18 protein-coding genes and 2 pseudogenes are annotated in these 14,100 nt (G+C 39.5%); 4 read left to right on the top strand and 16 right to left on the bottom strand.

What is annotated here, in order from left to right:
* Positions 1–8 precede the first annotated feature (8 nt).
* Positions 9–1,328 (bottom strand): CapA family protein, encoded by a 1,320-nt coding sequence (locus HT693_RS05865; RefSeq protein WP_023938149.1) that lies wholly within the window; start codon positions 1,326–1,328, stop codon positions 9–11.
* Between the two features lie 325 nt (positions 1,329–1,653).
* On the opposite strand from HT693_RS05865, the gene def reads away from it, so the two are divergent.
* Together def and rlmB are read left to right on the top strand one after the other, a co-directional pair.
* The gene (def, locus tag HT693_RS05860; RefSeq protein WP_054367308.1) at positions 1,654–2,265 is read left to right on the top strand and encodes a peptide deformylase; all 612 of its coding nucleotides are present in this window, start codon (positions 1,654–1,656) and stop codon (positions 2,263–2,265) included.
* A 44-nt stretch (positions 2,266–2,309) separates the two neighbouring features.
* Complete coding sequence (rlmB, locus tag HT693_RS05855) at positions 2,310–3,038, top strand: 23S rRNA (guanosine(2251)-2'-O)-methyltransferase RlmB (protein ID WP_000855766.1); 729 nt, start codon at positions 2,310–2,312, stop codon at positions 3,036–3,038.
* A gap of 38 nt (positions 3,039–3,076) precedes the next feature.
* Here the strand turns inward: rlmB and trxB are convergent, their stop codons facing one another.
* The 7 genes from trxB to HT693_RS05820 all read right to left on the bottom strand — a co-directional run bounded on the left by trxB (position 3,077) and on the right by HT693_RS05820 (position 7,432).
* Positions 3,077–3,988, bottom strand: a complete 912-nt coding sequence (trxB, locus tag HT693_RS05850; RefSeq protein WP_000272299.1) for a thioredoxin-disulfide reductase — start codon at positions 3,986–3,988, stop codon at positions 3,077–3,079.
* A 65-nt stretch (positions 3,989–4,053) separates the two neighbouring features.
* On the bottom strand, positions 4,054–4,278 hold the full coding sequence (locus HT693_RS05845; protein ID WP_000926599.1) for a DUF4059 family protein: 225 nt from the start codon (positions 4,276–4,278) through the stop codon (positions 4,054–4,056).
* A gap of 77 nt (positions 4,279–4,355) precedes the next feature.
* A complete protein-coding gene (locus HT693_RS05840) occupies positions 4,356–5,099 on the bottom strand; it encodes an amino acid ABC transporter ATP-binding protein (protein ID WP_172925010.1) in 744 nt (247 codons plus the stop codon).
* A complete protein-coding gene (locus tag HT693_RS05835; RefSeq protein ID WP_044792179.1) occupies positions 5,099–5,899 on the bottom strand; it encodes an amino acid ABC transporter permease in 801 nt (266 codons plus the stop codon). Before HT693_RS05835 ends, HT693_RS05840 begins: the two co-directional genes overlap by 1 nt.
* Positions 5,900–6,056: 157 nt before the next feature.
* Positions 6,057–6,413 carry an arsenate reductase family protein gene (locus HT693_RS05830; protein ID WP_050089299.1) on the bottom strand — a complete coding sequence of 119 codons (357 nt, stop codon included), beginning with the start codon at positions 6,411–6,413 and terminating at the stop codon, positions 6,057–6,059.
* Positions 6,414–6,425: 12 nt separating this feature from the next.
* Positions 6,426–6,938, bottom strand: a complete 513-nt coding sequence (locus tag HT693_RS05825; protein ID WP_172925008.1) for a methylated-DNA--[protein]-cysteine S-methyltransferase — start codon at positions 6,936–6,938, stop codon at positions 6,426–6,428.
* Positions 6,938–7,432 (bottom strand): GNAT family N-acetyltransferase, encoded by a 495-nt coding sequence (locus tag HT693_RS05820; protein ID WP_000405855.1) that lies wholly within the window; start codon positions 7,430–7,432, stop codon positions 6,938–6,940. The genes HT693_RS05825 and HT693_RS05820 overlap by 1 nt, the downstream gene beginning before the upstream one ends.
* A gap of 134 nt (positions 7,433–7,566) precedes the next feature.
* Here HT693_RS05820 and HT693_RS05815 point away from each other — a divergent pair, with 134 nt between their 5' ends.
* Both HT693_RS05815 and HT693_RS05810 read left to right on the top strand, forming a co-directional pair.
* Positions 7,567–8,013: a DUF1836 domain-containing protein gene (locus tag HT693_RS05815; RefSeq protein WP_000858721.1), complete on the top strand. Its 447-nt coding sequence runs from the start codon at positions 7,567–7,569 to the stop codon at positions 8,011–8,013.
* A complete protein-coding gene (locus tag HT693_RS05810; protein WP_001097999.1) occupies positions 8,010–8,657 on the top strand; it encodes a hemolysin III family protein in 648 nt (215 codons plus the stop codon). Before HT693_RS05815 ends, HT693_RS05810 begins: the two co-directional genes overlap by 4 nt.
* A 239-nt stretch (positions 8,658–8,896) precedes the next feature.
* Here the strand turns inward: HT693_RS05810 and pdxT are convergent, their stop codons facing one another.
* The 8 genes and pseudogenes from pdxT to HT693_RS05770 all read right to left on the bottom strand — a co-directional run bounded on the left by pdxT (position 8,897) and on the right by HT693_RS05770 (position 13,943).
* Positions 8,897–9,478, bottom strand: coding sequence for a pyridoxal 5'-phosphate synthase glutaminase subunit PdxT (gene pdxT, locus HT693_RS05805; protein ID WP_023937432.1), 582 nt, complete (start codon positions 9,476–9,478; stop codon positions 8,897–8,899).
* Positions 9,479–10,354 (bottom strand): pyridoxal 5'-phosphate synthase lyase subunit PdxS, encoded by an 876-nt coding sequence (pdxS, locus tag HT693_RS05800; protein WP_000138526.1) that lies wholly within the window; start codon positions 10,352–10,354, stop codon positions 9,479–9,481.
* Positions 10,355–10,562: 208 nt separating this feature from the next.
* Positions 10,563–11,247 (bottom strand): annotated as a pseudogene (locus HT693_RS12000) (transposase); the annotation flags it as partial.
* A 195-nt stretch (positions 11,248–11,442) separates the two neighbouring features.
* A pseudogene (locus HT693_RS11995) lies at positions 11,443–11,614 on the bottom strand (IS630 family transposase); the annotation flags it as partial.
* Between the two features lie 209 nt (positions 11,615–11,823).
* A complete protein-coding gene (locus tag HT693_RS05785; RefSeq protein WP_249337229.1) occupies positions 11,824–12,153 on the bottom strand; it encodes a PqqD family peptide modification chaperone in 330 nt (109 codons plus the stop codon).
* A 461-nt stretch (positions 12,154–12,614) separates the two neighbouring features.
* On the bottom strand, positions 12,615–13,073 hold the full coding sequence (locus HT693_RS11990; protein ID WP_212750464.1) for a hypothetical protein: 459 nt from the start codon (positions 13,071–13,073) through the stop codon (positions 12,615–12,617).
* 19 nt (positions 13,074–13,092) lie between these two features.
* Positions 13,093–13,671 (bottom strand): phosphate propanoyltransferase, encoded by a 579-nt coding sequence (pduL, locus tag HT693_RS05775; protein WP_000405172.1) that lies wholly within the window; start codon positions 13,669–13,671, stop codon positions 13,093–13,095.
* 23 nt (positions 13,672–13,694) lie between these two features.
* Positions 13,695–13,943 carry a hypothetical protein gene (locus HT693_RS05770; RefSeq protein ID WP_000777026.1) on the bottom strand — a complete coding sequence of 83 codons (249 nt, stop codon included), beginning with the start codon at positions 13,941–13,943 and terminating at the stop codon, positions 13,695–13,697.
* Positions 13,944–14,100: the final 157 nt, after the last annotated feature.

Raw genomic sequence — 14,100 nt, 5'->3', positions numbered from 1 at the left:
TATTCAAGCTAATCCCACTTCAATCCCACATGTTCGTTCATTTCTTTATAGGCTGTATCAATTCGTTCCTTAGTCGCTTCATCTAACTGGTCACGATGACTGCCACCCTCTATAAAATCTTCCAAGATATAGGTTTGATAATGATATAAAGGATAGCCTTCTGGTGAAAAGGTTCCCTTTGGTGTTCGATTGACCCAAGTAGGATGAGCTTTAGCTGTTCCGATAGTTGTTTTTCCATCCTTCTTCTTAATGGTTACATCCATGAGAACGCCACGTTCAGTCCACTTAGCATTTTCTTCATCTCCCATAGATTCAATCCGTTGATTGGAAATGAAGTTCCCCATTGAATAGATAATGAGTTTCTTGTCTCCATCTTTTTCAACCGTTTCAGATGGTTCCACAACGTGAGGATGCCCTCCAAAAATAATATCCGCCCCCCAATCAATCATCTTGTGATAAAGAGCTTTTTGTTCCTCAGTTGGTTCCAATCGATACTCCACACCCATCTGAGGCATGATAATGGTGATATCTGCTTCCTTCTCTGCCCGTTCAATTTCAGCCTTCATCTTATCTTCGTTTAAATCTGAAAGATAACGATTATAGTCTTCCTGAGAAATATACCGTTCAATTCCATTGAATCCATAGGAATAGGCGAAAAGAGCAACCTTGATTCCATTCACTTCCTTAATGACCAACGGAGCCTGATCACGTGGTTCATGCGTATAAACTCCGATTGGAGTGATTCCAGCTTTTTCAATAATATCGGCCGTTGAAATAACTCCCTCAATTTGCGAATCCAAAATATGATTATGAGCTAAATCTAGCACATGATAACCTGCATCCTTAATGGCATCCATAACTTCAGCAGGAGCATTAAAGAGAGGATAACCCGCTAAATAATGATCCTTATTGATGGTTCCTTCAAAATCACCAATAGCTAAATCTGCTTGCTTGAGCCAAGGTGTCACATACTCAAAATTCTCATGAAAGTCATAGGTACCGTCTTCTTTTTTAGCTGAAAAGAAAAGTCCATCGTGGTAGAGCAAATCCCCATTAGCCATAATTCTGGCAGTTTTTTCCTCTTCCTGCTCCTGAGACTTTTGCTTAGTCCCCTCTTGAGAAATAGTATCTCGTTTTTGACTGGTTAAAGGGATTCCTTGGAAACTTTCAACCAACAAGACCAAGCCCATTGATAAAGCAACTGCTAGCAAGAGTACCGCCACAAATCCTTTATTGCTCCACCTGCGATAACTCCTAAAAAAGTTTACCAAGCCCTTCATAAAACGAAAAGCTAAACCACCCTGATTTCGATTTTGTCTTCTTTTCATCTTCATTCTCCCTACTTTCTTATGCAAGCCTTTTCTTTTTATTATATCATAGATAAGTAATTCTTTCACAATTGATACTCTTCGAAAATCTCTTCAAACCACGTCAGCGTCGCCTTACCGTATATATGTTACCGACTTCGTCAGTTCTATCTACAACCTCAAAGCAGTGCTTTGAGCAACCTACGGCTAGCTTCTTAGTTTGCTCTTTGATTTTCATTGAGTATGAATTGAACTTCCTATCTATTTTCTATAAATCCTAAAGGCTGTAATACTTTCAATCCTTGTCATTTTGTGTTATCATGTAGAGGTAATGAAAGGAGAGAAAATGTCTGCTATAGAACGTATTACAAAAGCTGCTCACTTAATTGATATGAACGATATTATCCGCGAGGGGAATCCAACTCTACGCGCGGTTGCTGAGGAAGTCACTTTCCCCCTATCTGACCAGGAAATCATCCTAGGCGAAAAGATGATGCAATTCCTTAAACATTCCCAAGATCCTGTCATGGCTGAAAAAATGGGACTCCGCGGTGGTGTTGGACTGGCTGCTCCCCAGTTAGATATCTCAAAACGCATTATCGCTGTTTTGGTACCTAATATTGTTGAAGAAGGCGAAACTCCACAGGAAGCCTACGATTTGGAAGCCATTATGTACAATCCAAAAATCGTCTCTCACTCTGTTCAAGATGCTGCTCTTGGCGAAGGAGAAGGTTGCCTGTCTGTTGACCGTAACGTGCCTGGCTATGTTGTTCGCCATGCCCGCGTTACTGTTGACTACTTTGACAAAGATGGAGAAAAACACCGTATCAAACTCAAAGGCTACAACTCCATTGTTGTTCAGCATGAAATTGACCACATTAACGGTATCATGTTTTACGATCGCATCAATGAAAAAGACCCATTTGCAGTTAAAGATGGTTTACTGATTCTAGAATAAAGAAAATCCCGTTGCAAGACGGGGTTTTGTGTTATAATAGAGGCATGAAAACAAATGATATTGTCTATGGCGTCCACGCCGTTACCGAAGCCCTCCTTGCAAATACTGGAAACAAACTCTACCTCCAAGAAAATCTCCGAGGTAAGAATCTTGAGAAAGTCAAGGAACTGGCTACAGAAAAGAAGGTGTCCATTTCTTGGACCTCAAAAAAATCCCTCTCTGAGATGACTGAAGGTGCTGTCCACCAAGGTTTTGTTTTACGAGTGTCCGAATTTGCCTATAGCGAGCTAGATCACATCCTTTCCAAAACACGCCAAGAAGAAAATCCTTTGCTATTGATTCTGGATGGTTTGACTGGCCCTCACAACCTAGGATCCATCCTGAGAACAGCCGATGCGACCAATGTTTCAGGTGTCATCATTCCCAAGCACCGTGCTGTAGGTGTTACCCCCGTCGTTGCCAAAACGGCCACAGGTGCTATCGAGCACGTTCCCATCGCCCGAGTGACCAATCTGAGCCAAACTCTGGACAAAGTCAAGGATGAAGGCTTCTGGACCTTTGGAACGGATATGAACGGTACTCCTTGCCATAAGTGGAATACAAAAGGGAAAATCGCCCTCATCATCGGAAATGAAGGAAAAGGCATCTCTAGCAACATTAAAAAACAGGTCGATGAAATGATTACCATTCCCATGAATGGCCATGTTCAAAGCCTTAATGCCAGTGTTGCTGCGGCCATTCTCATGTACGAAGTTTTCCGAAACAGACTATAAAAAAGTTTCCAGTCATCTGATTGGAAACTTTTTTATGATTAACTATGTTCTGTGATAAATTTATAGGCTTCTTGACCAGCGATAGCTCCATCTCCAACCGCTGTTGTTACTTGGCGAAGGTCTTTCTGGCGAACATCTCCAACTGCAAAGATACCGTCAACTGCAGTTTTCATGTGGTTATCTGTCACAATCCAGCCTGCCTGATCTTGGATATTCAATTCTTTAACAAAATCGCTAAGAGGGTCCAATCCAACATAGATAAAGACGCCACCGAAGGCTTGTTCTGTCACTTGACCTGTTTTCACATTTTCAAATACGACAGATTCTACTCGGTTTTCACCCTTGATTTCCTTCACTACAGAATCCCAGATAAAGCTGATTTTCTCATTCGCAAAGGCGCGGTCTTGTAAAACCTTTTGAGCACGAAGTTGGTCACGACGGTGAACAATGGTAACAGTCTTAGCAAAACGAGTCAAGAAGAGGGCTTCTTCAACAGCTGAATCTCCACCACCAACTACCAACAAATCTTGGTCACGGAAGAAAGCACCATCACACACGGCACAGTAAGAAACACCACGACTGTTCAGTTCTTCTTCTCCAGGTACTCCCAAAGGACGGTGTTTAGAACCAGTTGCTACGATAACGGTACGAGTTTCATATGTTTGGTCGTCAGTCATCACTTTCTTAAAATCACCATGGTCTTCGACATTTTCAACATATCCATAAATGTGCTCAACACCGAGATTTTCAAGCGGTTCAAACATCTTTTCTGCCAATTCAGGTCCACTAATATTAGCATATCCTGGGTAATTTTCGATATCAGATGTATTATTCATCTGACCACCTGGCAGACCACCTTCAATCAAAGCTACTTTCAAATTGCTTCGAGCAGCATACAAGGCTGCAGTCATCCCTGCAGGTCCAGCACCGATAATAATAGTATCGTACATATAGTTTCCTTCTTTCTTGTTGTAACTATCTTTATTCTAACTCTTTCTTGTCAATCACGCAAGGATTATGCCTTGAAAACAAGAATTAAACTCATAACCGCAAAGGATAATACTGGAACAACCAAGACCCCAATCATAATCATATCATAGAGATGGGCTTGGCGAGCCTTGGCTGTCTTATCAACTCCCGACATGGCTCTCAGTCCAATCCAAATTCCTAAAAAAATCAGGACGAGGATGGTGGTTAAGATCAAACTCTCGAAATATAAAGAAAATAGTTGCAGTAGCATGATTTCTCTCATTTCTATCTTTTTTAAAGAGTAAACTCAGCTAGTCCAGCTAACTGAGTTTTTCTTTATCTATTATATCAAATATAAGTCCGTTTGTAACTAGCGAAGAATTCTTTTGTCCGCTCTTCTTTAGGATGGTGGATAATCTCATCTGGTGTTCCAGACTCGATGATTTTCCCCTTATCTAAGAAGAGAATCTTATCAGCCACTTGGGCTACAAAGGACATGTCATGACTGACCAAAATCATGGTCTGACCTGACTTAGCAGCATCTGCAATAGACTTTTCTACTTCACCGACCAATTCTGGGTCAAGGGCTGAAGTTGGTTCGTCTAAGAGCAAAACATCTGGTTTCATAGCAAGCGCACGCGCTAGGGCAACCCGTTGCTTCTGTCCACCTGATAAATGGCGAGGATAATGGTTTTCACGGTCCGAAAGCCCAACCTTAGCCAACTCTTCCTTGGCAATCTTAGTCGCTTCTTGGTCAGATAATTTCTTGACAACAACCAAGCCTTCTTTCACATTATCAAGTGCTGTTCGGCGTTCAAACAAATTAAACTGTTGGAAAACCATAGACAACTTACGGCGTAGGGCAAGGATTTCTTCTTGAGTGATTTTAGAAAAATCAACTGAAAAACCATCAATCTGAATAGAGCCACTGTCAGGTGTTTCAAGATAATTGAGACTGCGAAGAAAGGTTGATTTTCCAGCTCCTGAAGAACCAATCAAGGCTACGACTTCTCCTTTTTGAATATCCAAATCCAGATGATCCAAGACAGTCTGTCCTGAAAAGGATTTGCTTAAATTCGAAATCTTAATCATTAACGAAGGTCTCCTTTCACATCTGTTTGCACTATATCAGGTGCAGAAATAGCCATTTTTCTCTCGATGAAACGACCGAGGCTTTCAATTCCGATATTGACTACCCAATAAACAAGGGCAACGGAGATGAAGCGTTCAAAATAGCGATAATCAGCTCCACCTAGAATCTGAGCTTGGGCAAAGACTTCCACAACACCCGCACTAAAAGCTAGAGATGTTCCCTTGGTCAAACCGATGAGGGAATTAATCAAGGTTGGAGTAGCTACCACCGCTGCATTAGGAATAATCACTCGTCGATAAACTTGCGCTCGGGTCATACCCAGACTGCGTGCCGCCTCAATCTCACCAGGATTAACTGAGAGAATGGCTGCACGAATGGTTTCACTAGCATAAGCTGCCTCATTAAAGGCAAAAGCGACAATCGCAAAAGCTGCAGCTGGAATCGCATTGATATTGAGACCAGTTCCCCATTGCTGATTGAGGGCTTTCAAAGCCAAAGGGATTCCGTAGTAGGTCAACATGAGTTGCACCAAAATCGGTGTCCCTTTTAAGAAACTAACAAAGAAGGCCTGCAAGGGATATAAAATCTTGACACGATTGATCTTCACAATGGCAAAAAGAAGCGCCAAAACCAAGCCAAAAAGGGCACCACCAATTGTCAACATAATTGTTGTTGGAAGTTGTTGGACAATTCTAGGGATTCCATCAAAGACCGAACGTAGGCTAAACAGCTTGCCATCCGGAATCAATTGCATCAAGTTTTGGTACCAATCTGATGCTAAAATCGTTGTAACATTCATAAAAACATCCTCTTCTGATAATGATTCATTCTACCATGCTTCTGCCGTCAATGAAATTATTTGCTACGGTCAGATACAGACTTTGTCTACCTACTAGTTTATCATACTTTGAAACAGGGAAGTTATATATTTTATCTATCAAAGAGATAGATAAAAACTATTTCAGTCCCAGTTCTTCATAAGATTTTCGATAACCGATTTGCTTAACAGTTCCATTTTCTACTAAAATGGGCCGTTTTAACAACATACCGTCACTTGCTAACAACTCAGCCGCTTCTTGGTTTGACAAACTTCCTACCTTATCTTTTAGCCCTAATTCACGGTATTTGATTCCACTGGTGTTGAAAAATTGCTTCAATTCAAATCCTGAGGTTTCTAGCCAATTCAAAATGACTTCTTGGCTAGGTGTTTCTTCCACGATATGGACGGCTTTATAGTCCACACCTAATTTATTTAATTCTTGTTTTGCTTTTTTACAAGTTGAACATTTGGGGTATTCGATAAATTCTAACATGTGCTTCTCCTTCTATTTGTTTCTATCTTTAAAATCTACTCCTTCATGCTCCAAGAGCCAAGCTTTCTTTTCCACTCCTGCAGCATAGCCTGTCAGACGCTTGCCTGCTCCCAACACACGATGACAAGGTACTAGGATAGACCAAGGATTGCGTCCCACTGCTCCACCAATTGCTTGAGCAGAAGCCACTTGCAGGTCTTGAGCAATTTGTCCATAGGTCACTGTCTGACCATAAGGAATTCCCTGTAAATAGGACCAAACTCTCTTTTCAAAATTCGTTCCAATTGGCGCCAAGAGCAAGTTGGATAAATCCTGAGGCTCGCCTTTAAAGTAATCATCTAAGCAAGCAATAACTGGGTCTAAAATAGGATGACTAACAACTTCTTCTATCGTTTCATCTCCTAGTCCCCTCTCAAAATGCTTCTGCTCCTGAACCCAAATTCCATACAAATAATGGTCATCAGCTACGAGAGAAAGGGAGCCAATCGGCGAAGAATAGAGCATTTTTACATACTTCTTTTGCATTATTTCTTTAATTTTTGATAGGCCAAGCGTTCGCCATCAACTGGAACCTTACCAACCTGTTTAAAACCGAGTTTTTCAAAAATATGCTGCATAGCTTTGTTTTCAGCATGCGTATCTGAGCGAAAATCTAGATAATCAAAACCTTCAATCAAGCCCTCTAAAAAGGTTTGAGCAACTCCCTGTCCCTGCACATCTGCTGCCACAGCAATACGGTGAAAGACTAGGTACTCTGACTCCCCAACTTGCCAGTTGCCTTCATAAATGGCTTCATAGGCTGCCTCTGGACTCTTGGTCACAGCAGCATAGGCTAGTAGTTCTCCCTCTTCCAAGGCTACATAGGCTTGACCTGAGATAATATCTTCAATAATAATATCAGCATTTGGATAACCATTTTGCCACTGGTCACTACCAGCATCCGCTAAACATTTTTTAGCATCCTCCATCACTTGCATGATGTCATCTACTTCATTTGGAAAAGCTAAACGAATCTCCATCTTTTCTCCTCATTTCTGACTAGTTTCTCCCATCCTAGCATAATTTAAGTCTTTCTACAAGCAGTTAAAACTTGACTTTCTGTTTTTGTTATTTTATAATCTAGTTATTAAAACTAGATAAAAAGGAGTTGAAAATGAAAACTACCTTTTCCTACCCAAAATGGGCAGAAATTCCAAATATTGACCTCTATCTGGACCAGGTTTTACTCTATGTCAATCAGGTCTGTGCCCCTATCTCTCCTGATAAAGACAAAGGCCTGACAGCATCTATGGTTAACAATTATGTCAAACATGGTTACCTGACAAAACCTGACAAGAAAAAATACCAACGTCAACAGATTGCCCGTCTGATTGCTATCACAACCCTCAAGTCTGTATTTTCGATTCAAGAAATCGCTCAGACACTGAATACTCTACAAAGTCAAGCAAGTTCAGAGCAACTCTACGATGCTTTTGTGAACTACATGAACCAAGGAATTGACCCAGCTAACCCTATCATCCAAACCAGCTGCCAAACCGTTAAACTCTATCATCAAACCCTAGCCTTAATCCATCATACTCAAGAGGAGGTAATCCAATGAACACTAGTCTTAAACTCAGCAAACAACTCAGTTTCGGAGAAGAGATTGCTAATAGTGTGACCCATGCTGTGGGTGCAGTCATCATGCTCATCTTACTCCCTATTTCATCCACCTATAGTTACGAAGCACATGGCTTTTTATCCTCTATCGGCGTTTCCATTTTCGTTATCAGTCTCTTTCTCATGTTCCTCTCATCCACCATTTACCACTCTATGGCCTATGGTTCGACCCACAAATACGTCTTGAGAATTATTGACCATTCTATGATTTATGTGGCTATCGCAGGCTCTTATACGCCAGTCGTCTTAACCTTGATGAATAACTGGTTTGGCTATCTGATTATTGCTATCCAATGGGGAACGACCATCTTTGGTATTCTCTATAAAATCCTTGCTAAAAAAGTCAATGAAAAATTTAGCCTTGCTCTTTACCTGATTATGGGCTGGTTGGTTCTGGCTATCATTCCTGCCATTATCAGTCAAACGACACCAATTTTCTGGAGTCTCATGGTAACTGGCGGACTCTCTTATACAGTTGGGGCTGGATTTTACGCCAAGAAAAAACCTTATTTCCACATGATTTGGCATCTCTTTATCCTAGCTGCGTCCGCACTCCAATACATCGCCATTGTTTATTACATGTAAAACTCTAAGCAGGCAGAGCCTGCTTAGAGTTTTATAATCGAATTTCCTAAAGAGGAAGCAATATGAAAGCCGTCATTGCTTGTGCTCATAAGATCTTCAGAATCATTTACAAACTACTCTCCACCAAGCATACTTATCAAAAAGAAAAGGCGCTAGGACTGAGGAAACATTTCTAACGCAAAAACTAAAAAAATTTCAATTATAGTATAGCACAGGAAGTGATTTTTTGCGCTTTTTTACTATCTTTTTTCTTCACATATATTTATAAAGTACTGGTGCAAGCTTACATCATCAGTCAATTCAGGATGAAAAGAAGTTACCAACATATTTTTTTCTTGGGCTGCAACGATTTGATTATTCACTGTTGCTAGAATTTCTACATCTTCTCCAACACTGCTGATAATTGGACCACGGATAAAGGTCATTGGAATCTGACCAACTCCCTTACATTCTGCTTCCGTATAGAAACTTCCTAATTGGCGCCCATAGGCATTGCGCTCGACCACCATATCCATAGTTCCTAGATGACTCTCTTTCTGAGAAGTAATTTCCTTAGCCAGCAAAATCAAGCCTGCACAGGTTCCAAATACTGGTAAACCAGATAGAATGGCTTCTCGAATGGGAATCAGCATGTCCTGGTCTCGTAAGAGCTTGCCCATGGTTGTAGACTCACCACCAGGCAAAATCAAACCCGACAAGTCACTCTGAGATTTCTGAAAATCCTCTAAATTTCTGATTTCAACACTCTCGACACCTAATTGATCTAGCACTTTTGCATGCTCTGCAAAGGCACCTTGCAAGGCCAATATTCCGATTTTCATCTATTTTCCTCGCTCAGCCATGAGAATTTGGATCTCATTTTCATTGATACCAACCATAGCTTCTCCTAGATCTTCAGAGATTTGAGCTAGGATTTGAGGATTACGGAAGTTAGTCACAGCCTTAACAATGGCACTCGCTCGTTTAACAGGATCGCCTGACTTAAAAATACCTGAACCGACAAATACACCCTCTGCCCCTAATTGCATCATAAGTGCAGCATCTGCTGGCGTTGCAACGCCTCCAGCTGCGAAGTTTACAACTGGCAATTTCCCATGTTCATGGACGTATTGAACCAATTCTACAGGGACTTGCAATTCCTTGGCAGCAACATAAAGTTCGTCCTCGCGTAGGTTTTGAATACGGCGAATTTCCTGATTCATCATACGCATATGGCGAACAGCTTGGACAATATCTCCTGTACCCGGTTCTCCTTTAGTACGAATCATGGAAGCACCTTCAGCGATACGACGCAAGGCTTCCCCCAAGTCCTTAGCTCCACAGACAAAAGGTACTTGAAATTCTTTCTTGTCCACATGGAAACGATCGTCAGCTGGAGATAAAACTTCACTCTCATCGATATAGTCAATCTCAATAGCCTCTAAAATCTGAGCTTCAACAAAATGCCCGATTCTAACCTTAGCCATCACTGGAATGCTAACCGCTTCTTGGATTTCCTTAATCATCTTTGGATCACTCATACGGGAAACACCACCAGCTGCACGAATATCAGCTGGAATCCGCTCCAAAGCCATAACAGCAGCCGCACCAGCAGCCTCTGCAATACGAGCCTGTTCAGGATTTTGAACGTCCATGATAACCCCACCTTTGAGCATCTGTGCCAAATTTTTATTTAATTCATAACGATTTTCAGTCATTTGTTTTATCCTCATCATTTATATTGGTAGCTACCATTTCATTTTAAAATAGAACAGAGTGAATCACAAGATAAAAAAAGAAGAATTGTGTGGGTACAGATTGAATCGAGTAGGGGCTAAGACTAGTCCCTCTCACACCACCGTAGGTGCCGTTCGGCATAGGGCAGTTCAACTAATACTCATATCTATTTTCAAAAAGCATTCTGGTTCATTCTCTTTTAACGATGGACTTTACAACACTCCTCTCTAATCCTTGTATGATCTCTTGAAATGTATCAATGCCAGCTTCCAAGGTTTGAAATGCTTTATTCTGGAAGCCACCTTCACCAAGCTCTTTCTGCATCTGTTCAATAGGATTCATCTCTGGCCTGTATGGGGGAATAAAGGGAAAGCCAATATGATTTGGAATAGTTAAGCTACTTGATGGATGCCCTAGGGCATGATCCATGACTAGTAAAATAAAATCAGTTGGATAGGCCTGTGACAGTTCTTGTAAACAAGCTTTCCTCCATTCAGTATGGCATCCTCCGGCAAGCAGGAAAAAGGATGCTCCTCTATAAGCATCAACAGCTCTCTAACAGTAAGAGAATTCATGCACGGAATGACTATGGACAGGAGGACCTATTCCTTTAGGTGGCTAACAAGATCCTAGTTTACTGCCTATCCGAAACCAGCCTCATCTTTGATGCATGAACCCAAGCTTACGAAAGCATCTACTATCTTTAAAGCGTTTTCTTACCTTCTTGAATAGAGATGGGATGTTTAGACGCGGCAATGGTTTGAGCGCCTGCTTTCTTAGGATCTAGGGCAACAGTGCGCCAGCTATGTCGCTTCAACAGTTGACAGAAAGCATCACCTGTGTAGGAACGACTAATCTCCTTTTGATAGGACTGAAGAAATGGAGTATCACTAAACCTCCTGAGAAACAATCTCTAGAACACTTGTCCTACAACGGCCTGTATATCCTAGTCCGGTACGTTATAAGCAATGAATTCATTTTTATTACAATTCAATCTAGATTTTGCAGGAAATCTACTGTAACAACTTCCTCTTCCTCTGAAGTTTTCAAATGACCGGAAAACTATCTATTCCTTGACTGTCATATAAACGTGGTTACAACCACCACGTCTTTCTTGAAGGAGAGAGTCCGAACCTAACTCCTCATCCTTCTTTAAATTTCACCAAACTACAGTCTAGACGCTCTATCATCTCTTGATAGGATTTTCCCATCAAACAAAGCAGAACGATTGGAAGACTTTGTGTTAGAGGCTTAGTAAGGTCTTTAAAGAGAAAGGTGATTTCTTGTTTAGCTAATTTCATGTTACTATCGTACAATGCTTTTTGAAGTATGTCTAGTATTAACCACTCTTTTCATCACCCCACTACAAGTTGATAAAGAGCCACAAAACTTCAAGACTTTTCTAAGTATTTTCGATATAAGCATTAAATATATTTCAGAAAAAGCAACATTAACCTCCCTTAACTGAAACAAACTCAAGTTCACTAAATTGGTTAATAATTCTTTTCAAGTCTTTATCTGCTTTTTTCTCTGATACATCATATTCAGATGTTAATTTTCTCAATAAGTGGTCATATGAAATTGAAGTATCCATTTTAGACCATATAAAAAGATTTCTCTCTCCATCACTTATAACATTGATTTTACTTCGAGTATCCTTTAAATTATCATTAATATCAATTCCATTAATTGTAATTTCTCCTGAATCTTGTTTTAGAAGCGTTGTCATCATTTTTATTAAGGTTGTTTTGCCTGCCCCATTTTCTCCTAAAACTCCAATTATTTTTCCTCTTGGAATTTTTAATGAAACATTATTAATAGCTTACTTTTTCTTTTTAGTAAATTAATCTTCGTTTTTGTAAGATAACTTTTAGATACATTTTTTACTTCTAACATCGGAATTCTCCTAAATTGTTAAATATTCGATCACTTTCTTCTCCATCTTTTTATAACTGAGCAAGCCAATCACAATAAAAACTAATGAGAGAAGTAAAACTTTAAAAATCAATAGACATAGTTGAAGCGATTCCAAATCTCCAGAAGATATTAGTCTAACTATCTCTAAGCCATAAGTAATTGGTAATAAATCACCAACACATTTTAGAAAATCAAGAAGCACTGTCCTAGGAAATGTAACACCAGATACTAAAAATATCAAAATAAATAACGTATTCTGACTTATAAATGTATCTCTTAACCAGAGCATTATGTTAGCAACAAAAACACTCATAGAAAATGATATTAAAACAATAACAACATAACTCTCAACAGCCAATAGGATATTGGAGTTGCCATGAACTTTGCACCGAGCAAAATAGAAATAATAAAAAGTGAACAAAACTCCATAAAAGTTCTTCCAAGCTGTTCAATGAACACGCCTATATAATAGCTGAAAATACTATATGGAGTTATAAATAAGCTTTCCAAGGTTCCCTCTCGAACCTCAACCATCAATGAACGCCCTACATTCATCAAAATAGCAACAGCAACATTGTAGTAAAGCATCCCAGCAGCAGCGAAAGTAAAATAATCAATCACTTCTACTTGACTAACTACTAATTTGTTATTAAAAAGATAATGAGCAATTAACCAATACCCTAAAAGCTGAAAAATGGCATCTAACAATCGATTCAGGAATAGAGCTACTGGAAAAAATCTAGTATACATTTGAAAATTTCTAATTATTAATGCCTTAATCAACTTTCGATAATCTCCATTTCTACTCTTTTATAATCGTGCCAATCTCACCTCCTGATAAAAGAAGTGCATTCGCATCATCAGTATCAATATGCATTTCCAATCTATATTTATCACTCACTCTGCAATGAACATCATGCAAAGTAGCACTTTTTTCGCTTTTTACTTCAACAGAAACTATATCTCCATTTTTAAGACCCATTTCCTCAGCTTCTTCTGTGGCAAAGTGAATATGTCTATTAGCAATAATGCACCCTTCATCTAAATTAACTCTTCCATTAGGTCCTATAATGGTAATCGGTGAAGAGTTTTCAATCTCACTCGAAGTACGTACTGGTGGAGTTATCTTTAATAATCTAGAATCTGTTTTAGAAACCTCAACTTGTGTATAAGGACGAATTGGTCCTAATACCCTGACACGATTAATCTCGCCAGATGCCGACTGAATTGTAACCTGTTCTTCAGCAGCAAATTCACCAGGCTGATACAAATCTTTTAACTTGTTTAGTTGGTATCCTTCACCAAATAAAATATCTAAATGTTCCCTCTTTAAATGAACATGTCTAGCAGAAATGTTAATGATTACTTGATTAATTTCCATGATAATTTATCTCCTTTTCCTATTTATAATACCATATTTTTTTCTGATTCATTATACTCAAAATGAATCAAAGCCTCTTTATTCAGATACATACCCTCTTCATTGAGTAAATGATTCAAATCAGAGTTCCATTGTGACGGTTTATCTCCTATACTTTCTAAGTTCTCAACAAAAGTATAGATATAAAAGTTTGTTGCTCTATATTTTTCACCTCCTATATTAAAATCTCTAAATAAGCTTATTGCTAATATTTTATAGTCGCTTAGTTTCAAACAAGCATGTTATAATAAAGCTATGCATGTAGTACAGATTTTAAACAGCGAGCATTAGATTACATCAAAGAGGGGGCACAGCCATGTCGAGGCAGCCAAGGTTTTTGATGTCGGCGTCAGAACTCTCTTCACATGGAAAAAGAACTTACGTGAACAA

Origin of the sequence: Streptococcus sp. 2154 (genome assembly GCF_013277255.1) — a bacterium.
Taxonomy (GTDB): Bacteria; Bacillota; Bacilli; order Lactobacillales; family Streptococcaceae; genus Streptococcus; species Streptococcus pseudopneumoniae.
The sequence above is the reverse complement of the archived record's forward strand: the minus strand, read 5'-3'. Positions and strand labels throughout refer to the sequence as shown.

Coding starts and splice junctions, on each gene's coding strand:
- HT693_RS05820 (WP_000405855.1), bottom strand. CDS start 7,432: ATGGAGATTCGTTTAGCTTTTCCAAATGAAGTAGATGACATCATGCAA.
- HT693_RS05815 (WP_000858721.1), top strand. CDS start 7,567: ATGAAAACTACCTTTTCCTACCCAAAATGGGCAGAAATTCCAAATATT.
- pdxS (WP_000138526.1), bottom strand. CDS start 10,354: ATGACTGAAAATCGTTATGAATTAAATAAAAATTTGGCACAGATGCTC.
- HT693_RS05830 (WP_050089299.1), bottom strand. CDS start 6,413: ATGTTAGAATTTATCGAATACCCCAAATGTTCAACTTGTAAAAAAGCA.
- pduL (WP_000405172.1), bottom strand. CDS start 13,671: ATGGAAATTAATCAAGTAATCATTAACATTTCTGCTAGACATGTTCAT.
- HT693_RS05835 (WP_044792179.1), bottom strand. CDS start 5,899: ATGAATGTTACAACGATTTTAGCATCAGATTGGTACCAAAACTTGATG.
- HT693_RS05825 (WP_172925008.1), bottom strand. CDS start 6,938: ATGCAAAAGAAGTATGTAAAAATGCTCTATTCTTCGCCGATTGGCTCC.
- HT693_RS05865 (WP_023938149.1), bottom strand. CDS start 1,328: ATGAAAAGAAGACAAAATCGAAATCAGGGTGGTTTAGCTTTTCGTTTT.
- HT693_RS05810 (WP_001097999.1), top strand. CDS start 8,010: ATGAACACTAGTCTTAAACTCAGCAAACAACTCAGTTTCGGAGAAGAG.
- trxB (WP_000272299.1), bottom strand. CDS start 3,988: ATGTACGATACTATTATTATCGGTGCTGGACCTGCAGGGATGACTGCA.
- rlmB (WP_000855766.1), top strand. CDS start 2,310: ATGAAAACAAATGATATTGTCTATGGCGTCCACGCCGTTACCGAAGCC.
- HT693_RS05840 (WP_172925010.1), bottom strand. CDS start 5,099: ATGATTAAGATTTCGAATTTAAGCAAATCCTTTTCAGGACAGACTGTC.
- pdxT (WP_023937432.1), bottom strand. CDS start 9,478: ATGAAAATCGGAATATTGGCCTTGCAAGGTGCCTTTGCAGAGCATGCA.
- HT693_RS05845 (WP_000926599.1), bottom strand. CDS start 4,278: ATGCTACTGCAACTATTTTCTTTATATTTCGAGAGTTTGATCTTAACC.
- def (WP_054367308.1), top strand. CDS start 1,654: ATGTCTGCTATAGAACGTATTACAAAAGCTGCTCACTTAATTGATATG.